24 protein-coding genes are annotated in these 22,817 nt (G+C 70.5%); 13 read left to right on the plus strand and 11 right to left on the minus strand.

Annotated features, from left to right (window positions below; genetic code table 11):
* Nucleotides 1-314, minus strand: a 314-nt coding sequence (locus tag KGA66_RS17445; RefSeq protein WP_211469207.1) for a cold shock domain-containing protein, incomplete at its 3' end; no start/stop codon positions are given.
* A 581-nt stretch (nucleotides 315-895) separates the two neighbouring features.
* On the opposite strand from KGA66_RS17445, the gene KGA66_RS17450 reads away from it, so the two are divergent.
* Together KGA66_RS17450 and KGA66_RS17455 are read left to right on the plus strand one after the other, a co-directional pair.
* Nucleotides 896-2,065, plus strand: a complete 1,170-nt coding sequence (locus tag KGA66_RS17450) for an MptA/MptB family glycosyltransferase (protein ID WP_211469208.1) — start codon at nucleotides 896-898, stop codon at nucleotides 2,063-2,065.
* A gap of 221 nt (nucleotides 2,066-2,286) precedes the next feature.
* On the plus strand, nucleotides 2,287-4,341 hold the full coding sequence (locus KGA66_RS17455) for an SEC-C metal-binding domain-containing protein (protein ID WP_211469209.1): 2,055 nt from the start codon (nucleotides 2,287-2,289) through the stop codon (nucleotides 4,339-4,341).
* A 141-nt stretch (nucleotides 4,342-4,482) separates the two neighbouring features.
* On the opposite strand, the gene KGA66_RS17460 is transcribed toward KGA66_RS17455, so the two are convergent.
* Nucleotides 4,483-4,956 (minus strand): hypothetical protein, encoded by a 474-nt coding sequence (locus tag KGA66_RS17460; protein ID WP_211469210.1) that lies wholly within the window; start codon nucleotides 4,954-4,956, stop codon nucleotides 4,483-4,485.
* Nucleotides 4,957-5,702: 746 nt separating this feature from the next.
* On the opposite strand from KGA66_RS17460, the gene KGA66_RS17465 reads away from it, so the two are divergent.
* Nucleotides 5,703-6,512, plus strand: a complete 810-nt coding sequence (locus tag KGA66_RS17465) for an SAM-dependent methyltransferase (protein ID WP_211469211.1) — start codon at nucleotides 5,703-5,705, stop codon at nucleotides 6,510-6,512.
* Nucleotides 6,513-6,603: 91 nt separating this feature from the next.
* Here KGA66_RS17465 and KGA66_RS17470 read toward each other — a convergent pair whose 3' ends face one another.
* On the minus strand, nucleotides 6,604-7,137 hold the full coding sequence (locus KGA66_RS17470; protein ID WP_211469212.1) for a DUF6398 domain-containing protein: 534 nt from the start codon (nucleotides 7,135-7,137) through the stop codon (nucleotides 6,604-6,606).
* 240 nt (nucleotides 7,138-7,377) lie between these two features.
* On the opposite strand from KGA66_RS17470, the gene KGA66_RS17475 reads away from it, so the two are divergent.
* Together KGA66_RS17475 and KGA66_RS17480 are read left to right on the plus strand one after the other, a co-directional pair.
* Nucleotides 7,378-7,518 carry a hypothetical protein gene (locus KGA66_RS17475; protein WP_211469213.1) on the plus strand — a complete coding sequence of 47 codons (141 nt, stop codon included), beginning with the start codon at nucleotides 7,378-7,380 and terminating at the stop codon, nucleotides 7,516-7,518.
* Nucleotides 7,511-8,413: a universal stress protein gene (locus KGA66_RS17480; RefSeq protein ID WP_211469214.1), complete on the plus strand. Its 903-nt coding sequence runs from the start codon at nucleotides 7,511-7,513 to the stop codon at nucleotides 8,411-8,413. Before KGA66_RS17475 ends, KGA66_RS17480 begins: the two co-directional genes overlap by 8 nt.
* 103 nt (nucleotides 8,414-8,516) lie before the next feature.
* Here KGA66_RS17480 and KGA66_RS17485 read toward each other — a convergent pair whose 3' ends face one another.
* Nucleotides 8,517-8,879: an STAS domain-containing protein gene (locus KGA66_RS17485; protein WP_211469215.1), complete on the minus strand. Its 363-nt coding sequence runs from the start codon at nucleotides 8,877-8,879 to the stop codon at nucleotides 8,517-8,519.
* Between the two features lie 435 nt (nucleotides 8,880-9,314).
* On the opposite strand from KGA66_RS17485, the gene KGA66_RS17490 reads away from it, so the two are divergent.
* Both KGA66_RS17490 and KGA66_RS17495 read left to right on the plus strand, forming a co-directional pair.
* Nucleotides 9,315-10,076 carry an ANTAR domain-containing protein gene (locus KGA66_RS17490; protein ID WP_211469216.1) on the plus strand — a complete coding sequence of 254 codons (762 nt, stop codon included), beginning with the start codon at nucleotides 9,315-9,317 and terminating at the stop codon, nucleotides 10,074-10,076.
* Between the two features lie 55 nt (nucleotides 10,077-10,131).
* Nucleotides 10,132-10,902, plus strand: a complete 771-nt coding sequence (locus tag KGA66_RS17495; protein WP_211469217.1) for a GAF and ANTAR domain-containing protein — start codon at nucleotides 10,132-10,134, stop codon at nucleotides 10,900-10,902.
* A 99-nt stretch (nucleotides 10,903-11,001) separates the two neighbouring features.
* Here KGA66_RS17495 and KGA66_RS17500 read toward each other — a convergent pair whose 3' ends face one another.
* Nucleotides 11,002-11,547, minus strand: a complete 546-nt coding sequence (locus KGA66_RS17500) for a DUF5994 family protein (protein WP_211469218.1) — start codon at nucleotides 11,545-11,547, stop codon at nucleotides 11,002-11,004.
* Nucleotides 11,548-11,998: 451 nt separating this feature from the next.
* Between KGA66_RS17500 and KGA66_RS17505 the strand changes: the two genes are divergently transcribed.
* From KGA66_RS17505 to KGA66_RS17525, 5 genes are all read left to right on the plus strand, one after another.
* On the plus strand, nucleotides 11,999-13,030 hold the full coding sequence (locus KGA66_RS17505) for a fatty acid desaturase family protein (protein WP_211469219.1): 1,032 nt from the start codon (nucleotides 11,999-12,001) through the stop codon (nucleotides 13,028-13,030).
* A 303-nt stretch (nucleotides 13,031-13,333) separates the two neighbouring features.
* Complete coding sequence (locus KGA66_RS17510; RefSeq protein ID WP_211469220.1) at nucleotides 13,334-14,836, plus strand: DEAD/DEAH box helicase; 1,503 nt, start codon at nucleotides 13,334-13,336, stop codon at nucleotides 14,834-14,836.
* A gap of 166 nt (nucleotides 14,837-15,002) precedes the next feature.
* Nucleotides 15,003-15,392 carry a hypothetical protein gene (locus KGA66_RS17515; protein WP_211469221.1) on the plus strand — a complete coding sequence of 130 codons (390 nt, stop codon included), beginning with the start codon at nucleotides 15,003-15,005 and terminating at the stop codon, nucleotides 15,390-15,392.
* Between the two features lie 54 nt (nucleotides 15,393-15,446).
* On the plus strand, nucleotides 15,447-15,689 hold the full coding sequence (locus KGA66_RS17520; RefSeq protein WP_211469222.1) for a hypothetical protein: 243 nt from the start codon (nucleotides 15,447-15,449) through the stop codon (nucleotides 15,687-15,689).
* 147 nt (nucleotides 15,690-15,836) lie between these two features.
* The gene (locus tag KGA66_RS17525; protein ID WP_246508010.1) at nucleotides 15,837-16,178 is read left to right on the plus strand and encodes an RNA polymerase-binding protein RbpA; all 342 of its coding nucleotides are present in this window, start codon (nucleotides 15,837-15,839) and stop codon (nucleotides 16,176-16,178) included.
* 264 nt (nucleotides 16,179-16,442) lie between these two features.
* On the opposite strand, the gene KGA66_RS17530 is transcribed toward KGA66_RS17525, so the two are convergent.
* From KGA66_RS17530 to KGA66_RS17555, 6 genes are all read right to left on the minus strand, one after another.
* Nucleotides 16,443-16,598 (minus strand): hypothetical protein, encoded by a 156-nt coding sequence (locus KGA66_RS17530; RefSeq protein WP_211469224.1) that lies wholly within the window; start codon nucleotides 16,596-16,598, stop codon nucleotides 16,443-16,445.
* A 17-nt stretch (nucleotides 16,599-16,615) separates the two neighbouring features.
* Nucleotides 16,616-16,819, minus strand: a complete 204-nt coding sequence (locus KGA66_RS17535) for a cold-shock protein (RefSeq protein WP_211469225.1) — start codon at nucleotides 16,817-16,819, stop codon at nucleotides 16,616-16,618.
* Nucleotides 16,820-16,984: 165 nt separating this feature from the next.
* Entirely contained in the window at nucleotides 16,985-17,263 is a 279-nt protein-coding gene (locus tag KGA66_RS17540; RefSeq protein ID WP_211469226.1) for a cold-shock protein, read from the minus strand.
* Nucleotides 17,264-17,381: 118 nt separating this feature from the next.
* Nucleotides 17,382-17,996 carry an STAS domain-containing protein gene (locus KGA66_RS17545; protein ID WP_211469227.1) on the minus strand — a complete coding sequence of 205 codons (615 nt, stop codon included), beginning with the start codon at nucleotides 17,994-17,996 and terminating at the stop codon, nucleotides 17,382-17,384.
* Between the two features lie 240 nt (nucleotides 17,997-18,236).
* On the minus strand, nucleotides 18,237-19,010 hold the full coding sequence (locus KGA66_RS17550; RefSeq protein ID WP_211469228.1) for an SDR family NAD(P)-dependent oxidoreductase: 774 nt from the start codon (nucleotides 19,008-19,010) through the stop codon (nucleotides 18,237-18,239).
* Between the two features lie 178 nt (nucleotides 19,011-19,188).
* A complete protein-coding gene (locus KGA66_RS17555) occupies nucleotides 19,189-22,455 on the minus strand; it encodes a S8 family serine peptidase (RefSeq protein WP_211469229.1) in 3,267 nt (1,088 codons plus the stop codon).
* Here KGA66_RS17555 and KGA66_RS31690 point away from each other — a divergent pair.
* Complete coding sequence (locus KGA66_RS31690) at nucleotides 22,442-22,774, plus strand: hypothetical protein (protein ID WP_211469230.1); 333 nt, start codon at nucleotides 22,442-22,444, stop codon at nucleotides 22,772-22,774. The two genes, KGA66_RS17555 and KGA66_RS31690, sit on opposite strands and share 14 nt — an antisense overlap.
* Nucleotides 22,775-22,817 lie beyond the last annotated feature (43 nt).

The raw sequence follows: 22,817 nt of genomic DNA on the forward strand, positions 1-22,817 counted from the left end.
GGGTCGGTGGGGTCGGTGGATGAGGCTTCTGCGGCTGAGGCGAGCGCCACCCGGCGGATCGACGTGGCGGCGGCCGTCGACGTGCCCGTCGACGCGGCAGGGACGGCGGCCGGCTGCACGACGGTGACCTCGGACGCCTTGAGGCCCCGAACCCCGTCCTCGGTCCTGAACTCGACTATGCAGCCTGGCGACAACAGGTTCTTGTCCCCACAGAGGTCGTTGACGTGGATGAAGACGTCTTCACCCCCGGACTCCGGGGCGACGAAGCCGTAGCCCTTGATCCGGTCGAACGAAATGACCTCGCCCTTGATCATGCCAACCCCAACCCTTAGGGAGAGAACCCGGGACGGATCCGGCGCAAACCCCGATGGCGTCGGCCGCCCATTCCGGTCTCATGTTGCCAGGGGGTGCTTCGCGGTGGCAATCGCCGTCGCGGACGCGCACGGCCCACGCGGGTCCGCTGTCCAGGCGTTCAGAAGTCTGACGGACCCCGTCCAACCGCGGCACGGAACACGGGTGGCTTGATCCTTTCGGTGTGAGCGGGAGGAGACCCCTTCGACGGCAGTGACGTATCAGAAGTCTCCTTGAGATCCAAGCATGGACGGCTCAGCGCCCGAATAGGGCCGAGACCGGCCGTCCGGAGGGCACCGACCCATGACGACAACCGGTGGCATGAAGAACATCACCCAACTGGGCGACGAGGCGGCCCTCGGCGCCGGTGAACCGCAATGCGCCGAGGCCCCGGCGCTGCACACTCGCGTACGGCGCCGCTACCTGGACGGGCCGCTGGGCACTGCGCGCGCCGCGGGTGCGATGTCCTGTGCCGGGCTGCTGCTGCTGATGCTGGTGGGTGCCTCCGCCCCCAACGTCAACACCCTGCTGGTCCGGTTGCCGTTTGCCGTCCCAGCCGGCGTGGCTCACCTACCCGGTGATGATCCTCGGGGTGCTCCTCGCCTGCGGCGGACTGACCGGCATGCTCGCGGCACACGCCCGCGGGTGGTCGCCCGATCCGCGCGTGCTGTTCGCAGTCAGCGCACTGTTCGTCCTGGGGTTCGTGAACCTGACGCCGGTCGGCTCGGGCGACACGGCCAGCTACGCGGCCTACGGTCGGCTGGCCGCGCTCGGCTACGACCCCTACACCACTACGCCGGACGACGCGCTCCAACACACCGCCTACTTCTCTCTGATCAGTAAGAGCTGGCAGAACACACCCTCGGTCTACGGGCCGATCGCCACCTGGATCCAGGAGGCGGCGGCCCGCATCGGCGGCGACCGGCCGTGGCTGACCATATGGATGGTGCTGATCTTCAACGGGCTCGTGTTCCTCGGCGTCGGCCTCTGGCTGTTGCTGCGCTCCGGCGACCCGGTGCGCGCCACGCTGCTGTGGACCGCGAATCCGCTGCTCATCGAAGTACTGGTGACCGGCGGGCACGTGGACACGCTGGTCGCCGCCGGCACGATCGCGGCGCTGCGGCTCAGCCGCCCGGGCAGCCGGCTGCCCGGTGAGCTTGCCGCGGGCGGCGTGCTCGGCGTCGCCGTCGCCACCAAGATCGACGCCGGCCTGGTCGCCGCCACCATCGCCGGTTGTCTGCTGGCGCAGCGGCGCCATCGGGCGTTGACGGTCCTGACCGGTTCCGCCCTGTTCACCGCCGTCGCCCTGTATGTGCCGTTCGGCCTGAGTGCGCTGGCGCCGCTGGCCTCGGTCTCGAAGCTGGTCGCGCTGCCCTCCGTCTGGGACCTTCCGTGGCTGGCCGGGCGGGCCGTGTTCGGCCCGGCGGCCACCCTGACGGCGATCGGGGTGCTCTGGCCGCTGCTCATGATCGCCGTCATCGTGCTGCTGTTCCGCCGCGTCGTCGCCGCAGCCGAACCGTCCACCGCCGTCAACCTGACCACGATCGCGTGGATCGTCGCCGCTCCCTGGGCCATGCCGTGGTACTGCACGACCGGCTGGTCCGCTCTCGCCGACCAGGAGCCGCCGACCCGACTCGTCCCGGCCGGCCTCTGGCTGGGCGCGGTCACCATGGTCCTCGCGCTGGTGCACAGCAGCGGCGGCCACCCCTGGTGACCGGGTCCGGCGCGCGAATCTCCACTCGGTGATGTCTTCCTGACCCCGCCGTTCCCGTGCCGTATCCGTCTGGAGCGCATCGATCAGATCACCGCCGCGATCGTCGCGCTGACCGAGGTTGATCCGCCGCTGTCGGCCGCCGTCCCTGCCACGATGCCGTGGTCTTGCGCGCCCTGGCGTTTGTGCATCGTGCGGCGCGGGCGGAAGTACAATCTTGCTCCATGTCACAGCCGGATTCCGACCGCGTCGCACACCTTGTCCGTCTCCTGCGTGACGGATCCGACGATGCTCTCGCATCCGATCTGCTCGCCCGTCTCGGCCTTCCCGCTCAGTTGCTGCTGAGCCGGGGCTTCGGTCCGCGCGGCCACGTGGACGAGCGGGACCGGCGCGACGCGCTGGCTTTCCTCGCGGCGTTGGCAGCGGGCGACGCGCGACCCGCGGTCGCGCAGCGCCATCGCCTGGCCGATGCGGCGGTGCTGGATCTGGTCGCGCACCACGTGGAGGCGGCGGCCGCGCGGGTCGCGCCGGGCGCGTTCGCCTGGTCTGCGGGCCTCGACGCGCTGGCGGCCGCGCCCGATCAGCCCGCTGGACTACGTGCCGCGGCGCTGCTGCTGCGTGCACGGGTCGCCGAAGGCGGCGGCCGGGCAGAGTCGGCGCGTGCGCTCGTGACCGAGGCGTTGGACCTGGAGCCCAAGCTGCTGCCCGCGGTGCGCGACGCGGCCGAGTACGCGCTGTGCGCGGGGGATTGGGCACGCGCCTGGCGGTTGGCCTCGTCGATCAGCGAGGACTCGATCGCCGCGAACGTGCTGCCGTGCCTTGAAGATCTGCGTCGCGCTCCGATGGTGAGCGGCCGACCGGGTCGTAACCAACCGTGCCCGTGCGGCTCGGGGCGCAAGTACAAGGGGTGCTGTGAGGCGAAGGACGCCGCCGCAGCCGAGCACCCGCTCTCCGACCGCGCGGTGGCCCTCTACGCGATGATCGCCACTTACGCCCAGCGTGGCGCCCGCAGCGAGGTGCACGACCGGCTTCTCGCGCACGCCCTGGGAGAGGTCGGCGCCGCTTCCATGTGCTTGGACCTGGCGATCCTCGACGGGGGCGCGGCCGAGCGGTTCCTGGCCGAGCGAGGTTTCCTGCTGCGCGACGATGAACGCGAGCTACTCGGCCGGTGGCTCTCGACGCCGATGGACCTCTACGAGGTCACTTGGACCCGGCCCGGCTTCCGGGTGCGGCTGCGTAGCCTGGTCGGCGGCCCGCAGGAGGTCGAACTCGACGACCGCTTGCTGTCCTCGTCGGTGGGGCGGCTGGATCTGCTTGCGGCACGCTTTCTGTGGGACGGCACCCGTGCGCGCGCTCTGGGGGCGGCCGCCTGGGTCAACCGGGAGGATCGGCGCGAAGCGCAGAAGCTGTTCAGCGACGGTCCGGTGCGGCCCGACGCGGCCGCCCTCGTCGCCGGCGGCTTCGCGCCCAGAATCCTCGAACTGATCGTCGGCGATCGCACCGGGCCGATCGAGCTGGTCAACCTGGATCAGGAGGAGTACCGGCTGTGCAACACCGTGCTCGCTCTTCCCGACGTGTACGAATCCTGGATCGCCCTGATCGAGGACTGCGAGCCGGTTCCCGACCCGCCGCTGCGTGACCTGAACGGGTACCTGGCCTTCCATGAGCGCATGCCCGACAGGTTCCTGTGGTTCGACGGCGAGCACATCGAATTGGTCGGCAAGCTCGAGAACGGCTCGTTTCACAACCTGGGCACCCTTGAGTTCGACGGCCTCGCCGGGGTGGTCAAGGTGACCACGAATTCGGAGAGCCGGATGGCTGTGCTCATCGAGTTGGTACGCGAGCGCGTGGCGGAGGCGAAGGAACTGCGCCGCACCGTGCAGAGTGTGGAGGAACTCACCGGCCCTCGCGTCACCGAACGCACTCTGAGCGAGAGCGCCCGCACGATCCGGCGGCGCCATGGCGTGGAGGCCGCTGCGCCCGAGCCGCGCCGCCTGGTGTTCGAGAACTACTTCCTTCCGCTGGGCCCGGACCAGCCGGCCCTCTCCGCGCACATCTCCCGGGGCACCCTGACCAGGAACCTGATCGACTCGGCCTCGGTCGACGGCCTGACCCCGCGGCAGGCGCTGGCCGCGGGCGGCGCATCCCGCGACGAGGTTCTCGCCATGATCGACGATGTCGCATGGCGCCGGCGCCGCGCCGAGTATGAAGGCGGGTCCGCGGCCGCGATGGTCGATCCCGACGAGCTGCGCCAAGCCCTCGGCCTTACCGCGCAGTGAAACCAGGAGTCAGCGTTTCGGCGCGTTGCGCGGCACTGACAGTGGGGCCCGCCGCATCGCTGTGAGCCTGCTTCCCGGCAGGCCGCCCGACCGGCCGGAAACGCGTCCGGCCGGAAACGCGTCCGGCTTGCGCTGTGAGCGCTATTCATCGGGCAACGTGAGGCTACCGGCGGCATCGATCGCCCGACCGGCCGCCTCGTCCGCGTGCGCGATCACGGCTTGGAGATCCCGCGCCAGCACTTCGGCCTCATACGCGTCGGTCGCATCGGTGCTCTCGACTCGGGCGAGCAGGTCCGCGTGCGCGTCATTGAGCGCGTCCAGTTCCCGCATCGCCCGGAGCTTGCGAATCGCGCCATCCGCCTCGGCCGCCCAGCCGGCCAGCTCCTGGAGTCGTCGGACCCTGCGTTCAACGTCCGCGACCACGATGTCCGCCGCGCGGCGTTGCCGGTCGAGGATCTCGGCGACCTGCGGGGCGGCGGAATCCAGACCGGAGAGGATTTCGTTCTGCCTGGCGCGCAGCTCGCAGACACCGGCGAGCCGTTGCGCGATCTCCCACAGCCATTCCGGCAGCGCGCTCGAGAGCAGGGCCCAGTCGGCGCGCTTTTCCTTGACCACGTCAGATCCGGTGATCGTGTCCGCTGCCTGCGATGCTCGCGACCACACCAGCCCGGCTTCCGGGTCCAGGTCGGCACTCGGTACGACGTAGCGGCGGTGATACTTGCGCAGCAACGCCGGCCTCGGGCGGGCCCAAGCCTGCCGCCACCGACGCGTCGCCATAGCGGACGTCCACAGGGCGAACGGGATGAGGAACGCCGCCCATCCGAGACTCGGATCAGGAGGTGCCAGGCTCGCGACCACGCCGTACCAGAGGGCCAGGGCACTGAAGGCCGTGAACAGCGCGAAAGACCGCGCGCTGTCTACCGGCCGGCGTGACAGCTGCGGCTTCGCCCGCGCCGAACTGAATGGAATCGCGCTGCTGCGATCGGCTCCCGCGAGCCGCTGAGCGTCCTTGCGCGGGATCCGCGGATCGCAGACCAGCCTTTCCGGGCTGCCTGCATCATGCCTCGACCTACCGGACAACCTCGCCCCCAGCGCCGTCGCTGCTCTGATCGCCGGTTTGATGATGGCGACACGCTCACGTCTGTCCCGGATTGCGGCCACGAGAAACAGTAGCCTGCTTCGCTCCGGGAGTGCATTCCAACGTCGCATCGCAGCGCCGGCTTGTCACTGCGGCTTGGCACCGCGGCTTGTCCTGGTTCCCGGCGCGTCGGGCAGATCGACGGGCGGGTACTGTCACGATGCGGCGCGCCATCGCGCGGCCGCCGACCGTACCTGTCGATGCCGGGGAAAAGGGGTCTGCGATGTCGTACCGCCCGCAGTGGGCACCCGACGAGGTGGAGATCGAGCGCCCGTCCGCGGCGCGAATGTACGACTACTACTTGGGTGGTTCGCACAACTTCGAGGCCGATCGCGATTTGGCGCGCGTGGCGGTGAGCCATTGGCCTGATCTGCCGTTGGTGATGCGGGCGAACCGGGCGTTCCTGCGGCGCGCGGTGCGTTTTCTGGTGGCGCAGGGGGTTACGCAGTTCCTTGATCTAGGGTCGGGGATACCGACGGTAGGCAACGTGCACGAGGTTGCCGCCTCGGCGGATCCGGCGTGCCGGGTGGTGTACGTGGACATAGATCCGGTGGCGGTGGCACACAGCCGACGGCTGCTGGAGGGCGTGGAGAGCGCGGCGATCGTGCACGCGGACGCACGCGATGCCGAGACCGTGTTGTCCGCGCCGGCGACGCGGAGCCTGCTCGACTTCTCCAAACCGGTGGCCGTGATGATGGTCGCGCTGCTGCACTTCGTCTCCGACGCGGACGGTCCGGCCGCCGTGGTGGCCCGCTACCGGGATGCCGTCGCCCCGGGCAGTCTTCTGGCTCTGAGTCACGCGACTGTGGACGGGGTGGGCGAGGTGATGCGCGACCACGAACGGATTTACCAGCGCTCCGCGACGCCGATCCACGCGCGCACCCGCGCTCAGGTGCACGCGCTGTTCGACGGGTTCGAACTCGTCGAGCCCGGGGTCTCCTATCTACCGCTGTGGCGCCCGGACCCGGGAGAGCCCCCGGTCGATCACCCGGAGCGCTACAGCGGGTATGCGGCGGTGGGCCGCAAGGTCTGACAGTGGCCGCACACGCGGTGGGCTGAACTCCCGGTGGCCGGTGGCCGGTGGCCGGTGGCCGGTGGCCGGTAAGATCCGCCTCGTCGCGTGCTCACTGCCCGTCCCGCCGGGAGACGTGGGGGATGATCCCGCAGCGCACCAGTTCCTGCTGAACCTGCTCGGGCAGCAAGCGCGCATCCATCGGCAGGCCGTCCACCTCGACCAGCCACGTGAACGGGTTTTTCTCGATCATCTCCTTGCGGGCGAACCGCGTGTCGAACCGGTCGATGTGCAGCAGTCCCCGAATGAGCGCGCCCTTGTTGCTCATGGTGGTCTGCTTCACCCCGAGCAACTCGGCCAGTTGCTCGGTGCGCAGGTGGGGCTTCTGCGCCGGGTCCGCCAGGAAGTTGACCCAGCCGACGGTGTGCACGATTCCCGCGGCCCAGATCCGCCGGTCTCCGCGGGACAGTGGCGAGGGCCGCTTTCGGCCGAGCGTGCCGGCCAGCGCCCGGCACAGATCCGCGTACTCGGCGTCCAGGTGCGCATCACAGAACGCGTCGGTGGTCTCAATGATCTGCGAGACGGCGGGCCACACGTCCTTCGGTACACGCTGGGCCTTCAGCCAGGAATCGAGTTGTTCTGCCAACGCAACACTCATATCTACGCGGTTCGGCGGATCAGCCGGGGCCCGACTGCCGGCAGACGTCAGCTAACTGCGCTCGCGTCGCGGTCGTGCGGGGCGTGGCCCCGGCCACGCACTCCGGATCCGGACGTGGATGGCGCCCGTGTTTCGCCAAACCGCTAACTGCACCGGGTAGGTGTAAGATCGCGGCTGAGTCGGCTCTGGACCCTGGCCGTGTTGGAAAGACGCAAGCTAAGAGGTCAAATGGCAGGCGGGCGATACGGTGTGCGCTGCGCTGGCGGACCGCGCGGCTACGAGCGGCCGGCCCTGACCACGATGCCGGGACCCGGTCTGCGGGTGCTCGGCGCGCTGCTGGCGAATGTCCTCGCAGGTAGCAATGGCTGAGGCGGGCAGCCCCATCGTCGTCGGATTCGACGGCTCGCCCGACAGCGTGGGCGCGCTCGACTGGGCGCTGGCGGAGGCCCGCCTTCGCGGCGCCCCGGTCACCGTCTGCCACGTCGACCAGCCGTCGGCAGGTCGCGAGCCGGGCACGCAGGACGGCGCGGCGGGCACGCGGGACGATGCGCAAGCGCTGGCGGCGAGAGCCGACGCGGTCCTCGCCGAGAGCCGCCGCCGTGCGGCCCGGCTGGCCGCGGATGTCGAGGTGCGGTCTGAACCGGCCGTCGGCGACGCGGCGGAGATCCTGGTGCAGGCGGCTCACGGGGCTGAGTTGCTCGTGGTCGGGGCGCGCGGAGCGGGCGCAGGACAAGGCAGGCTGCTCGGTCGGGTCAGCGCCCACGTGGCACAACACGCGCGTTGTCCTGTCGTCGTGGTACGCGACGGCGCCGTTCGACTTCGCGACAGCGCGGCGAACCGCGGGCGGATCGTCGCCGGTGTGGACGGACCGGCGGACCGGGGAAAGGTCCTGTCCTTCGCTATCCAGGAGGCGGCACGCCGCGGGGGCACCGTGCACGTGGTGCACGCGCTCGATGAAGCCGTCCTCCAGGCGGCGCCCTACGCGGGTGAGTCGGAACTGCACCGACTCCATCAGGCCGCGCAGGAGGCATTCAGCGCGCAACTGGCACCGCACGCCGGCCAGCATCCGGACGTCGCCGTCTCGGTCAAGCTGATCCGCGGCGGTCCCGGCCCCGCGCTGGTCGAGGCCTCGGCGGACGCGGATCTGCTCGTCCTGGGCGCCCGCGGTCAGGACCCCATCGGCACCGCGCTGCTCGGCTCGACCGACCAAACCGTCCTGTATCACGCGGCCTGCCCGCTCGTCATCGTGCACGACGAGCGGTGAGCGACCGGCCCGCGACCGCCCGGCGGACGGTGTCCCGAGGGATCATGTGCTTTGTCCTGCAGGACCAGCGGGATCCCGCCATGCACGGTCACAGCCTGCCGGATTACGTCGTGTCCTGAAGACTCGACGCGGGCACGGTGCGCGGTCCCGGCCCTGGAACCGGAACGTCGACCGAGCCCCGGTGCGGCGCGGTGAGTTCGAGGACCCGCGCCACCGGCGGCGAGATCACCGCGAGGCGTACACTGCCGCCGGTCGCGTTCACGAGGCGGTCGAAGGCTATCAGGGCTCGAAGGCCAGCGCTGTTCATGAACGTGACCTGCGAAAGGTCCAGCGTGATCGGCCCGATGGCGGGTGCGGTCAGCACTTGCAGCCGCATCAGGAATTCGCCGGCGGTGGCCAGGTCGACATCGCCGCGTACGGTGATCAGACCCGTGTGCTCGTCGCGTCGGTTCGGGAAGATGTCCATGTACGGCCTCACGCTCGATCGTGCGGGAGCACTGAGTGCGTGGCAGGCGTAGCACGACCGTGAGCCGGCCGGAACGCGCATAGGACGCATCATGCGCTGGCTACACGGCGCCGAGGTCTGGAGCGTCATGACTTACTACTGGAAGGCTACCGCCGCGGGCGTCAGTGCGGAACGATCGGGCGATCAGACTCTGGAAGAGATCGCGGCGCGCTGCCTGAAACGGTCCGCCGGCGGCGGCCGCACTGCCTGATTGCCCTGGTGGCGGGGAAATACGACCTGTAGGGCGCACACGGCCGCGGCGTGAGAGACCCGGTCCGACGCCGCCGAGACGCTCAGCGGCCCGGGCACGGCCCAGTCGCTGCATAGCAGCACCCCGTGCCCCCGGCAACGGATAGGGTGCCAAGGTGTGGCCAAGCCGGTCTGAACCTCGAGAGAGTGCTCGCATTGTGGCCGCGGGAAGGCGGTGTCACCTTCGTGGTCAGTGAGCGGATGGCCGTGGTCATCACGCTGCTTGGCGACGACCGGCAGCGTGGCGCGAACCCGCCCCCGACGGTCGCCGCGCAGGCCGCGGCGGCCCTGGGAGTCGACGGCGTCTGCGCGGGGCTGGGTACCGGATCCTCGGGCCAGGTGCTGGTCTGGGGTCAGGACGCGACCAGCATCGCGCTGGAGGACCTGCAGTTCACCCTCGGCCAGGGCCCCGGCATGGATGTCGACGCAGGGGCCCCGGTCCTGGTCTCCGACCTGGAGGCCGCGGCGGCGCGATGGCCGGTGTTCGTACCCGCCGCTGCCGCGTTGGGTGTGCGTGCCCTGTTCGCGCTGCCGCTGCGGATCGGAGCGATCCACGTCGGCGCGTTGCAGGCGTACCGGGCCAACCCCGGGTCGCTGGACGGCGCCGCGTTGTCGGACGCCTTCGCCTTGGCCGAGGCGGTCACCCTGCTGCTCCTGCACCGACAGGCCGCCGCGGCCGACCCCGGCGGCGCCGCGAGCGGCGGTCCGCAGCCGGACTGGTCGCAGCCCGTGACTTTCCGCGCGCAGGTTCACCAGGCCACCGGCATGATCAGCGCCCAGCTCGGGGTGACGTTGGCCGAGGCGCTGGTGCGGCTGCGCGCCCACGCGTACGTCGAGGACCGGCTGATCGCCGAGGTCGCCGCCGACGTGGTGGCCCGCCGCCTGCGCTTCGAGAACGACAAGCGGTGATGACTGTGAGCGGTGTGCGCTGCCCGCGGCGCCCCGACGGGCCTATCGTGAGGACATGAGCGTGACCCGCGAAGAACAACTGATCGATGCGTTCGTCGAGGCCGCCGACACCCTGGTGGCCGACTTCGACGTCATCGAATTCCTGCACACCGTGGCCGGGCGCTGCGTGCAGCTTCTCGACGTGGACGCCGCCGGGATCATGCTGGCCGACCAGTACGGGCAGCTGCACGCCACCGCCGCGTCAACCGAGAGCGCGCGCCTGCTGGAGTTGTTCGAGCTGCAGGCTGACGCCGGCCCCTGCATGGAGGCATTCCGCACCGGCGTACAGGTCGTCAACGCCGACCTCGGGGCGAGCGAAGAACGCTGGCCCCGCTTCGCCGAGGCGGCCCAGGCCACCGGGTTCGTCTCCGTGCACGCCCTGCCGCTGCGACTGCGTACCACGGTCATCGGAGCGCTGAACCTGTTTTGTGCCCGCCCCGGCGACCTCGGCGAGGGCGACGTGCGCACCGGGCAGGCCCTCGCGGACGTGGCCACGATCGGCATCCTGGCCCAACGCGGCCTGTATCAGGCGGAGCTGCTCGCCAGCCAGTTGCAGAACGCGCTGAGCAGCCGAGTCACGATCGAACAGGCCAAGGGGGTGTTGGCCGAGCGCCGCGGCATCAGCGTCGACGAGGCGTTCAACCTGCTGCGCCGCTATGCCCGCAACCACAATCTGCACCTGTCCGAGCTCGCCCGGCAAACCGCCGACGGCACCAGCAACGCCGTCGAACTGCTCGCCCGCCCGCAGAACACAACCGTCAGCCCCGAGGGTCCGGACTCCGCCTGATCGCGGCGTGGGGGATCCGGGCTGCCGTCCGGCCCCAAGGACGCTCTCTCAGCCGACGGTCACGGCCCTGTCACAGCCCTCGTCGCTGACGGCCGCGGCTCATAGAGCGCTGACGGCCGCGGCCACCGCCGGCTCGCGACCGTCATCCGGCTGCCGGTCCGGTGCGCGCCCGGCGTCGGCGGACTCCGGCTCGCACGTCGATGCGGCGGAGAGCAGCGCGGTCGCGGTCTGCATATTGCCGGCTTCGGCCGCTGTGGCCATCAGACGCGCGGCGGTGTCGGCGTCGAGTTCGGGCGGCACGACCAGCAGATCCCAGCGCCCGCCGCGGCGGTAGGACAGAAGACAGATGTCGTGCGGGTCCTGCTCCGCGTCGAACCAGCCGACACGCACCACGTGCGTTCCCGTGCGCACCCGCCGAGGGATATCAGGCCACATATTCACATTGACGGTGGCCCGGTCGACCTTGCCCCAAGCCTTGTCCAGAGCCGCGATCAGGGACGGCAGTTCACGTGTGAGGTCGCGCGAGCGCGGCCACCACGCGCCGTTGACCATGCCCGGGTGAGGGCTCGGCGCCTTGAGGCTGACGCGCGCGTCGGGCGGCGCGGGGATCCCTGAATCGGGAGGAGGGGTGACGGTCGCGGCCATGGTGCCGACCTGTCCCCGGGCTGATGATCGCCCGGAATCGCCGTTCGCCGGAGACGATCCCGCCGCTGAGGCGGTCTGCGAAATACCTTCGGTACTGTCAGCTTACTCCTGTTCTGACACCCTGCCGCTGTCCGCGCGGCGCCGCCGGCCACAGCGCGATCAAGGCTTCATGGCGGGGTGGCGGTGCGGCTTCGGCAGGACCCGTCCGCTTGGAGCACCATCGGGATCATCATCGGGAGCACCAGTGCGTTCAGCGCCGCGGGCACGGTGATCAAGGCCGGGCGGGAGAAGCGGGAGAAGTCGCCGACGCGAAATGTGCCATAACACGCCGCCGAAGCGCATACTGGGGCGATCAGGCCGTCAGCCCGCCCGATATCTCGTCCTGGTCCAGTCCCCGCCCGCCCGGTGATCAGTCCGGCTGACCGTGTGTTGTTACGGCGAGAGGATCACCATGACCGAGCAGGTCTACGCGCGCGTGTCCGCGGGGAAGGGGAGGGGAAGCGATTTCGCCGAGCTGCTGCGCAGGGTCCGGGAAGCGGGGCTGCTTGAGCGGCGGATCGGGTACTACGCGGTCAAGACCGCCGTCACCGCGGCCCTGCTCGCCGGCGCGGGAGTGCTGTTCGTCGTCCTGGGGGACACGTGGTGGCAGTTGTTCACCGCCGGGTACCTCGCGGTCGTCTTCACCCAGATCGGATTCGTCGGCCACGATGCCGGGCACCGGCAGATCCTGCGCCGCCGCCGGGCCGGCGACCTGGTGGGGATCCTGCATGCCAATGCCCTGATCGGGTTGAGCTACGGCTGGTGGGTGGACAAGCACAACCGCCATCACGCGCACCCCAACGAGGTCGGGCGCGATCCCGATGTCGGCGCGGGCGCACTGGTCTTCACCGCCGGGCAGACCGCCCGCCGCGGGCGGCTCGGGCGCCTGGCCGCCCGGTATCAGGCATGGTACTTCTTTCCCCTGCTCACGCTCGAAGGTCTCAACCTGCACTACGGAAGCATCAAATCCCTGCTGCACCGGCGCGACCGGGGCGCGCTGCTGGAGAGCGGGCTGCTCGTGCTGCACGTCGCCGCGTACGTGACCGTGCTCGTGCTGCTGCTCTCGTGGGGACGCGCGCTGGCGTTCGCCGCCGTGAACCAGGCGGTGTTCGGCGTCTACCTGGGTTGTGCGTTCGCGCCCAATCACAAGGGCATGCCGGGACCGAGCGAGCAGGACGCCGCGGACTTCCTGCGCCGCCAGGTGCTCAGTTCGCGCAACGTGCGCGGGGGACCGGTCACCGACTGGGTCCTCGGCGGCTTGAACTACCAGATCGAGCATCACCTGTTCCCGAGCATGCCGCGCGTCAACCTCAAACGCGCCCGGCCGCTCGTGCGCGCGTTCTGCGCAGAGCGCGGCATCTCATACCGCGAATGCAGTGCGTTCGACTCCTACCGCCAGGCATTGCGACACCTACGCAGCGTCGGCGCTGTCGTGGAGGTTTGACCGGGAGCGTCGAGCACGATCCGCGGGCGGCCCCGGTGATCTGATGGACGAACGCGGGCGATGGCGCCGCGCATACGGTAAGGCGCTACAATGAAAACCAGCGGGAGCCATCAGGCCCGCGCCGCGATCTTGACACGCTCCCCGTGACTGCCGGGACCCTCAGCCAGCAGTCGGCACTGCGCCCACCGCCGGTGTTCCTGTTGAGCTGCGGCCATTCCCACGTTCGGAGTCTTCATGGCGGCACGCCGCCCCATTCGTTCCACCACTTCTGCGGCCACGTCTGCGGCCACATCCAAGCCTGCGATGTCTGCGGCCACGTCCGTGGCCACGTCCGCTGTCGTGTCCACGGCCACCTTCGCCGAGCTCGGCGTGCCCGAGGTCCTCACCGGGCTGCTGCGCGCGAGCGGCATCACCGTCCCGTTCCCGATCCAGGCCGCGACGCTGCCGGACTCGATGGCCGGGCGCGACGTGCTCGGGCGCGGCCGCACCGGTTCCGGCAAGACGCTCGGCTTCCTGCTGCCGGTGCTCACGCGGCTCGCGGCGACGCCGCGCAAGCGACGCCCGAACCGGCCGCGGGCCCTGATCCTCGCGCCGACCCGGGAACTGGCCACGCAGATCCACGACGCGGCCAAGCCCCTCGCGGACGCGCTGGGCCTGCGCACGGCCGTCGTCTTCGGCGGGGTGTCCGCCCGCCCGCAGATCTCCGCGCTGCGCTCCGGCATCGACCTGGTGATCGCCTGCCCCGGCCGGCTCCTCGACCACGTCGGCGCGGGGCACGCGATCCTCGACGCCATCGAGATCACCGTGCTCGACGAGGCCGACCACATGGCGGATCTCGGCTTCCTGCCGATGGTCAAGCGCATCCTGGACGCCACCCCCGCCGGCGGCCAGCGGCTGCTGTTCTCCGCCACCCTGGACAACGGCATCGACCAACTGGTGCGGCGCTACCTGAGCAACCCGGTCACGCACGCGGTCGACTCGCAGCACTCCGAGATCCCGGACATGACCCACCACGTGCTGCACATCGACGCCGAGCACCGGCTGCCGATCCTCATCGAGCTGGCCACCGCACCCGGCCGCACCATCGTGTTCACCCGCACCAAGCACGGGGCGCGCAAGCTCGCCAGGCAACTGGCCGCCGCCCGGGTGCCCGCGGTCGAACTGCACGGCAACCTCGCGCAGAACGCCCGCACCCGCAATCTCGCGGCCTTCTCGCAGGGACAGGCCACGACCCTGGTCGCCACCGACATCGCCGCGCGCGGCATCCACGTCGACGACGTCTCGCTGGTCGTCCACGCCGATCCGCCGGTGGAACACAAGGCGTACCTGCACCGCTCCGGGCGTACCGCGCGGGCCGGCAACTCCGGTACCGTCATCACCCTGATGACCGACGCGCAGGTGGGCGAGGTGCGCGACCTGACCCGAAAGGCCAGGATCACGGCGACCACGACCCGCCTGGCTCCCGGTGACCCGCTGATCGGGACTCTGGCCCCGGGCGAGCGCAGCCTCGCCGACCCCGCGCGGATCGCCACCCTGACCGGTTCCGCGGCAGACCTGACAAGGCCCGGACCGGCGGGCATCGTGCCGTCCGCCGGCAAGCCCGCTCAGCGGCGCCGGCGCGGTTCCGTCCGGAGCGGATCCGGTGACGGACACGCCGCCGGCGCCGCGCGTAAGAGCGCGGATTCCGTCGCCGCCGCCGGTTCGGCGCGCTCCGGCGGAAAGCCGGTCCGCGCTTCGGGCGCGCCGTCCGCGGGTTCCGGGGGAGCGGCCAAGGCGTCCCAGCGTTTCCGCGGCCGCGCGCGCTGATCCCGCCCGTCTCAGCCCGCCCGTGCCCGGAAACGACTACCGGGCGCGGGCGCGGCACGCGACAGCGTTGATCACGATCGGTGACATTTGCCGTGTAGAATGAACCTCACGCCACATCGTGTGGCGAAAACCGTCTCGCTCGCGCGAGAAGATCGGCGGTCCCGTCATGGACGCCCTCCTACCAGCAGACCACGCTCATCCCACCGGCCGGGCTCAGCCAAGCCGGCGCGGCAGCGGTCCGCGGCACGGTGAATCAGGACTCTCTTTCCCGCCGGCACCGGCCGCCCGGACGTTTGAGAGCCGTGACCAACTCGTCGCGCGGCGCCGGGCGGCCCAGCGCGCCTGGCGCGCGGCGTGCGAGCGTGCCGAGCGGGCGGCCCAATTCCTCGGCGAGACGCTGAACGCGCCGCTGTCCGCGGCCGCCGCCACGGCCCGGGAGCACCTTGAGAACGCGCAGCGCGGAGAGCAGCTGGCCCGCACCTCCTACTACCGCGTGGCTGAGGAGACCGGGACGCAGCTGAGCCGGATCGAGCGCACGAACCCCGGGATCGTCTGACCGGTGCGAGAGTCCTTCCGCATACCCGCAGACAGACTACTTCGATGGAAACGCGTGGACTTCTTCGTCCGGTATGGGACCGGTTGGCAGACCACCACGACGGTGCACACACCGACGGGGCGGGCGCTGCGCAAGGGGCATGCGGTCCGGGTGGCGAGCGCGCCGGGTGCCCCGTCCCTGTGCGGGCGGTCCCGTCTGCCGGCCGACATCGACGAGCGCGAACACGATTTCGCATACCTGGACGCCCCCGGCAGGTGCGCGGTCTGCGCCGGGCTCGCGGCGGCATCCAGGCGTTGAGCGCGTCCGTGTATCCGACGAACCCCGAGGACCAGAGGCCTGATAGCCACGCGGCCCGGTCGCGGGGCCGGCCGCGATCGGTCCGCATACGGCAGAGGCTCGGGCAGAGGCTCGGCACCGGGGACATTCACCAAGGAGATGGTCGGGTTGAATCGTAGAGGCGGCCGGATTCGCGGCCAACGTATCGGCGGCGGTCCCTCGGGCGACAGCACCCGCGGCCTTTCGGCCGAACGCACCCAGGTCGAGTACTTCTGCAGCCGGGGCCACCGGTGCGGGCCGAGCTTCGCCGTCCAGGCGCCGATACCGGAACTCTGGGTCTGTCCGCACTGCGGCCTGCCCGCGGGACGCGACCAGGACAACCCGCCGACCGAAGAGGCCGTCGCCCCATACAAGACACACCTGGCCTACGTCCGCGAACGCCGCAGCGACTCGGACGCCGAGATCCTGCTCAACGAGGCCCTGGCCCGGTTGCGGGCACCCAGGGGCTGACTTCGCCCGCGCCGCTGGGGCGGGCCTTTAGACTTACGGCTGGATGGTACTAGGCTGGCCACAGCAGCGTGTTCGGCTACTCCTGCCGGCGGCTGCGGCTCCCCGCAACATCGGTGTTCCGTGCGCGGGTTGAGCGGCTTGGAATGGACCGGTCCGTGCCGTGTGGCGCGTCCCGCCCGCGAGCGCGGGCCGGTCCACAACCGGACCACAACGCGACGGCGCGCCGCAGCAGCGAGACGGCCTGCGGCAGGCCGCGGCGGATTGTCAAGGCGTCATGAGCGAGACGGTCGCGGCGCCACGCCCCGTGGCCGCCACCGATCCCTTGCCGTGCATGTACGGGCGCAGTTCGCGCACCCCCGCTGCGGGTGGGCGGTACTGCGGCGTGCGGCGCCCCGGGTTCGCGTCACCGGGACGCCGCACAGCGGATTCCTCCGCGATCAGAGCGGCAGGATGTTCGCGGCCTGGGGACCCTTGGGGCCCTGGGTGACCTCGAAAGTGACGTTCTGACCCTCGCGCAGTTCGCGGTAGCCCTGGGTGGCGATCGCGGAGTAGTGGGCGAAGACATCGGGGCCGCCGCCGTCCTGCTCGATGAACCCGAAGCCCTTTTCCGCGTTGAACCACTTCACAGTGCCGGTTGCCATACGTTTCTTCTCCCTCGGAGGGCGAGCGCCCCTGATCTGAATCCTTCAGATCCGCGTCGCGTTCGCGCCCCATATCCGGTCAAGCCTACACGTTCGCGTCGGGTCCCGGCACCATGCGACCGAGGGGTGGCCGCGTGTCGCGCGCACGCCACGCCTAGCTGTGCCTCAGACGTTCGCGTGGGCCCCGGTCTCCGCTTGTGCCTCGGTCTCCGCGGGAGCCTTGGTGTCCGCTTGTGCCTCAAGCAGCACGAGGTTGGCCGCGAACGCGTGTTCCGCGTCCTGGGTGAGATCGAAGGAGACCCGCGCGCCGTCCTGGAGTTCGGCGAGGCCGGAGTGCCGCAGCGCCGATCTGTGCACGAACACGTCTCGCCCGCCCCCGTCGGGGGCGATGAATCCGTAGTGCTTGGAGCCGTTGAACCACTTGACTGTGCCTGTAGTCGACATGACCATTCTTCTCAGCCTGCTTACTTTTCGGTAGAACTCTCATTGACATGCGCGGCCGGTGGTCTCGCGGCCTTTCTGGCTGCTGCCGCGGTCATCGCGGGCGTGGTCCGAACGGCGATCAGCTCGCTGACGCCACGCCGCCGTGATCGCAGAGGTCTTCATCGTCAGGTTCCCGCGCGGCCGCGGCGACGGCATCGGGCGCCGGGTGGCGCAGCGTGGTCGCGCGCGCATGGCATTTCATCGAGCCCGCCAGCGCGTCGTGCACCGTCTCGTACTCGGGCAGCGTGCCCGACAGGCCGGTGATGAGCATCAGCCTGAGCATCCGCGGCCGCGCGGCCGACATGCGCAGCCAGCCGCCGCGGGCCGCGGCGAGACGGCTGACCTTCACGAAGGCACCGAGCCCCGCCGCGTCGCAGAACTTCAGGCCCGCGAGGTCCACGACGATCCGCGGGTGCTCCCGGGACAACAGGCCCGACAGGCGTCGGGCCAGCAGGTTGCTGGACGCTATGTCGAGTTCTCCGTCGAGTCGCACGAGCAGGTGCGCTCCGGCGGCGCTGACGCCGACCCGCAGATTCGGCAACTGCGTCACCGGCGCCGGGTAGCGCCGCGCGAGCCCCGCGATCGCATGCGGCTCGGATCTGTCCCGCGCGGGCCGGCGGCGCAGTGACCGGCGTGTCGCCGCGCCGAATCCCCGAGCGCTGACGAAACCGAGTGCGCCGACGGACTGAGGCATGGCAGGAGCGCGGGCTGCGGGATTTCCGAGGGCTGTCATGCGGTCCGCCGATCCGGGCCCGCGTCGGGCCCGTCGTGAGCGCCGGGAGCGAGGCCGGCTTGGAAGCCGACGTGCGACGTACCCTCGGTAACCTTCAGCATACTCCACGCGATGCCGGATTCACTGATCGTTGCGCGGCCACACCGGCCGATCGCGTTCCGGCGCGCCGCCGCCCGTCGTGCGCGCGCCGCCGTTCCCCGGTCAGCGCTTGCGCAGACGCAGGCTGTTCCAGCTCGCGTCCGCCGTCCAGCCGCCGTCGACCGGCAGCGCCACGCCGTTGACGAACCCGCTCGCGGCCGGATCGGCCAGGAACGCCACCGCCGCGGCGATGTCGTCGGGGACTGCGAAGCGGCCCATCGGCACCCGCGCGGTGATGTCCGCGTCGCGGTAGCCCCCGGACGCCTGATCCGCCTCGTCCATCCCGGTCTTGACCCAGCCGGGGCACACCGCGTTGACGCGTACCCCTCGTCCGCCCCACTCGGCGGCGAGGGTGCGGGTCAGGCCGATGAGCCCGTGTTTGGCGGCGTTGTAGGCCGCGCGGTCCGAAACGCCCTGCAGGCCCGCGATCGAGGCGATGTTCACGATCGAACCGCAGCCGGCCGCGAGCATCACCGCGCCCAGAGCGCGCGAGAGCAGGAACGGACCGGTCAGGTTCACCTCCAGCACGCGCCGCCACTGCTCGGCCGTGGTGTGCTCGGCGGGGGCGAGCAACGAGATGCCCGCGTTGTTCACCAGCGTGTCGACCCGGCCGTATTCGGTGAGCACACGGTCGGTCAGCGCGGCGGCGTACTGTTCGCTGGAGACATCCCCCGTCAGCGAGAACGCTCTCGCGCCCCGCTCACGCACCGCGCCGAGCGTTTCGGCCGGCTCGCGCAGATCCGCCAGCGCGAGCGCATATCCGCGCCCGGCCAGCACCTCGGCGACCCGGCGGCCGATACCCTGCGCCGCCCCGGTCACCACAGCAACCGCACTCACCGCGTCACCCCTGCTCGCCGCCGCGCCCACTGGCTTCTTCGCACTCTTCGTCCGGTTTCCGGCCGTGCTTCGCAGCATCCTCCCACCGACGCGGACCGCGGCGCGCTGCGGCACGCCGCGCGCCGATCCATCCGGTCGCAGGAGATCCGACCGGATGGATCGAGCAGAGCGGATCTGATCAGGCGCCCGGTGCGATCTGGTAGGCGCGGGTGATGGTCTCCGTGGCCGTGTTGCCGGCGAAGTCGGTGATGTGCGCGCGCAGGGATACGAACCCGGTGATGTTCGGGTGCATCACAGTCGCCGTGTAGCTACCGGTCTGCGCGTTCACCGTGGACACCGCCGCCGGCTGCCACGTCGTGCCGTCGTCGGTCGAGTAGTCCACCGTCAGAGCCTGCAAACCGGCCGCCGCCGATCCCGGTTGCGGCAGCGCCGTCACCGGAATCTGGAAGCTGACGCCCGCCGGCGCGGTGTTGGCGGAGTTCAGGCTCGGGGCGAAGGAGGCGGCCCAGATCTGCAGCGGCAGCGTCGAGTTCGGATCCACGCTCGCCGAGCTGAACGTCCACACAGCGCTGATATTCGTGGACAGCTGGACCCCGGACGCGCGCTGGACGCTGGCGTCGAGCTCGTAGCCGTTGCTCCACGTGGCCGGGACCGGGTAGCAGTAGTTGAAGTTGTTCGGGTAGGACTGGGAGCCCACGACCGCGCCGTTGAGCTTGAGCGTGAGCGAACCGGACGTGCTCGTGGTCAGGCCCGGGTGTCCGGCGTCACCGGAGCTGTCGCCGGTGAGGGGCACGTCGGGGCAGATCAGGTCGCCCGTGCGGATGACCCAGTTCAGCGGCCCCACCGTGGTGGTGAACGCCGGTCCGAAGACCGGCTTGTTCCACACGTGCGCGGTGGTGCTGCCGCCGGTGTAGGCGGTCAGGCTGGATGTGAGGTCATTGACGTCGTTACCGTTCGGGTCCTGCTCCTGGAACGTGGAGAACCAGCGCACGCCGTTGTCCGTGTTGAAGGATTGGACCTGCTGGGCCGGCAGCGTCAACGGGACCGCGACCGTGAACGACGAGGTGAAATTCGGCTGCTGATTCGGCTGGGCGATGCCCACCGCGTACCCGCTGTCGCCCGCCTGCTGCGCGCCGAAGACCGCGTTCACCGTCGCCAGGGTCGCGGCGGTCTCGTTCTGGGCGAGCCCGGTCGGCATCTGTTGGTTGATGAAGTTGGCCACCTGGTACAGGTGCGGGGAGTCGGTCACGCCGCCGCCCGGTCCCGGGTCGTAGAGCGTCGAGACCACCTTGGACAGGAAGCCGAACACGAAGGAGTTCGCCGGGCCCAGCTGCCCGGTGTACACGCTCGTGCCGGCCGGTATGTTCGTGCTCACCGACGGCCCGAGGGCGCCGTTGGGCGTGAACTGGGCGCCGACCTCGGTGCGCAACAGCGTGGCCGCGGAGTCCGGTACCGATGCGGAGACCGCGCTCGCCGTGCGGGCGTCCACGGTGAGATTCTGCGCCGCGTTGACGGTCAGCTGCGGATAGGACAGCAGCGACAGGCTCTGGTTGCCCTGCGTGTCGACGTCGTAGACGTTCGAGTAAACCATGTAAGTGCCCGGAGGCAGGGACAGGGTGGCCGAGGTCTGGCCGCCGCCACCGCCGGTGCCGTACACGAAGATCGTGTTGCCGACCGTCGTGGCGAAGTAGACCGCGAACGAGGACGGCGCGCCGCCCGCGCGTCCGGTGACGTCGGCCGTGACCGCGTAGGTGAGCTCCTGGTCGTCGCCGATCGGGGTCTCGACCCGCAGCGTGCCGCTGGTCGCCGTGATGAACCCGGTGTAGCGGCCGTTGGGGCCGTTGACGGACAGGTTCGCGGTGAGCGTCACCGTGGCCTGGCCGTTCGCCGGCACCGTCACGGACGATGCGCTCAGGCTGAACATGCCGCTCGGGGCGGGCGCGCCGGTCGGGTCGTCGACGGCGTAGTTCAGGCTGAGCGTCACCGGGCTCGCGGTGGTGTTGGAGTAGGTGACGGTGCGGGTCAGCGTCGGGTAACCGGAGCGCGGCCCGTTTTGCAGGCCGAGACTGACGCTCGGCGGGTCGGCGAGCACCGGCTGGGCGTATCCGCGCCCGACGTCCAGGCGGCCGGCGCCCTGCGTGAAGGTGTCGAGCGACGAGTTCGGGTTCGCCGAACCCATCAGCGCGGCCTTGAGCTGCGCCGGGCTCCACGTCGGGTGGGCTTCGGCGAGGACCGCCGCGCCGCCGGCGACGTGCGGCGTGGCCATCGAGGTGCCGGACAGCTGCACATAGGTCTGGCCCGGGCTGCAGAACGTCCCGGTCGAGCTGCACGCCCCGGTGATCGCCACGCCGGGCGCGGTGATGTCGGGTTTGAGCGCCGAGTCGACGATCCGCGGGCCGCGGCTGGAGAACGAGGCGATGGCGTCGGACTTGTCGACCGCGCCGACGGTCAGCGCGGCGTCCGCCTCGCCGGGTGACCCCACGGTCCCGTATCCGGGACCGCTGTTACCGGCGGCCACGACGAAAAGCACACCGCTGCTCGCGGTCAGGTTGTCGACGGCCTGGTCCAGCGGGTCGCTCCCGCCGGAGGGCGCGCCGCCGAGGCTCATGTTGACCACCTTGACGCCGGGCTGCGCCGAGGCCCACTGCATGGCGTCGATGATCGCCGACTGCTCGCAGCCCGCCGCGGTGCACGCCTTGGCGCTCACGAGGGTCGCTCCCGGCGCGACGCCCTTCTGCGCGCCGCCGGAAGCGGCGCCGGTGCCGGCGATGATCGAGGCGACGTGCGTACCGTGCCCGACGTCGTCGTTCGTGTTGCCGTCCGAGGTGAAGTCCTGGGCGGCCGCCACCTTGCCGACCAGGTCGGGATGGGTCGCGTCGATGCCGGTGTCGACGATCCCGACTTTCGCGCCGGTGCCGTCGAACCCGGCGGCCCACGCGGTCGGCGCGCCGACCTGCGGGGTGCTCTGCTGGTCGGTGGGCTTGAGCAACTCGTCCAGCCACACCTTGTGCACCGTCGGGCGCAGCTTGGCGGTGTGGCCGGAGGTGGTGGTCACCGAGTTCCAGAATGTCGACGTGGTGGCGTGCGGCGCCCGCACGGCCAGCGCGTTGACGGAGCTGAGGCGGTGTGTGATCTTCGCGCCGCCGCCGTTCGGACCGGCGAGTGCCGAGCGCAGCGAAGTGCCCGCGCCCGGGGCGTACTGGACGATCACGTCAGTGGCGGTGCTCTGCGTCTTGGCGCCGTAGGCCAGCAGCCGGGTCAGGTCGAACAGCGACGGGTCCGCCTGGCCGGTGAGCACCAGCTGCTGGACGTCCGACGGAATGGCGTAGACGTCCCCGGACTGCTTGTAGGTGGTGAACGAGATGTTGCGCCGGCTCGCGTTGTACTGCACCGTGACCTGGCCGTCGTCCGCGAGGGCCAGCCTGTCGCCGGTGACGAGCGTCACCGTGCGCGAAGGTACCTGGACATTCGGTGTGGCGCCCGCGGTCGCCGGCGAGATCGTGCCTGCCGCTGCGGCATTCGAGGTGGTTGCGAACGTGACTGAGGCGGCGAGCGAAACGGCCAAAAGGCCGTGGGCCGCCCTCAATTTTCTGGGCATGTTCCTCCCCGTGCTCTTTTTGCGCAGACGGGTAGCCATTCGGGATTCCCGTAATATCCGTGGAGCATCCCGTCCAAGAAACATGGTGACTCAGGGCGCTGAAGTTTGTCCAATGGATCGAACTTATTTCTTGTTTGCCGAGCGTGCGCCCGAGTTAAGCCGTTAATATCGGCAAAATGCCTGCTCAGAAGCCCTGCTTAGGCCCGGTG

This window comes from Actinocrinis puniceicyclus (assembly GCF_018283645.1).
GTDB lineage: Bacteria > Actinomycetota > Actinomycetes > Streptomycetales > Catenulisporaceae > Actinocrinis > Actinocrinis puniceicyclus.

Coding starts and splice junctions, on each gene's coding strand:
- KGA66_RS17455 (WP_211469209.1), top strand. CDS start 2,287: ATGTCACAGCCGGATTCCGACCGCGTCGCACACCTTGTCCGTCTCCTG.
- KGA66_RS17515 (WP_211469221.1), top strand. CDS start 15,003: ATGGACGCCCTCCTACCAGCAGACCACGCTCATCCCACCGGCCGGGCT.
- KGA66_RS17505 (WP_211469219.1), top strand. CDS start 11,999: ATGACCGAGCAGGTCTACGCGCGCGTGTCCGCGGGGAAGGGGAGGGGA.
- KGA66_RS17480 (WP_211469214.1), top strand. CDS start 7,511: ATGGCTGAGGCGGGCAGCCCCATCGTCGTCGGATTCGACGGCTCGCCC.
- KGA66_RS17540 (WP_211469226.1), bottom strand. CDS start 17,263: ATGTCGACTACAGGCACAGTCAAGTGGTTCAACGGCTCCAAGCACTAC.
- KGA66_RS17545 (WP_211469227.1), bottom strand. CDS start 17,996: ATGCCTCAGTCCGTCGGCGCACTCGGTTTCGTCAGCGCTCGGGGATTC.
- KGA66_RS17535 (WP_211469225.1), bottom strand. CDS start 16,819: ATGGCAACCGGCACTGTGAAGTGGTTCAACGCGGAAAAGGGCTTCGGG.
- KGA66_RS17475 (WP_211469213.1), top strand. CDS start 7,378: ATGGCAGGCGGGCGATACGGTGTGCGCTGCGCTGGCGGACCGCGCGGC.
- KGA66_RS17500 (WP_211469218.1), bottom strand. CDS start 11,547: ATGGCCGCGACCGTCACCCCTCCTCCCGATTCAGGGATCCCCGCGCCG.
- KGA66_RS17465 (WP_211469211.1), top strand. CDS start 5,703: ATGTCGTACCGCCCGCAGTGGGCACCCGACGAGGTGGAGATCGAGCGC.
- KGA66_RS17510 (WP_211469220.1), top strand. CDS start 13,334: ATGTCTGCGGCCACGTCCGTGGCCACGTCCGCTGTCGTGTCCACGGCC.
- KGA66_RS17495 (WP_211469217.1), top strand. CDS start 10,132: ATGAGCGTGACCCGCGAAGAACAACTGATCGATGCGTTCGTCGAGGCC.
- KGA66_RS17485 (WP_211469215.1), bottom strand. CDS start 8,879: ATGGACATCTTCCCGAACCGACGCGACGAGCACACGGGTCTGATCACC.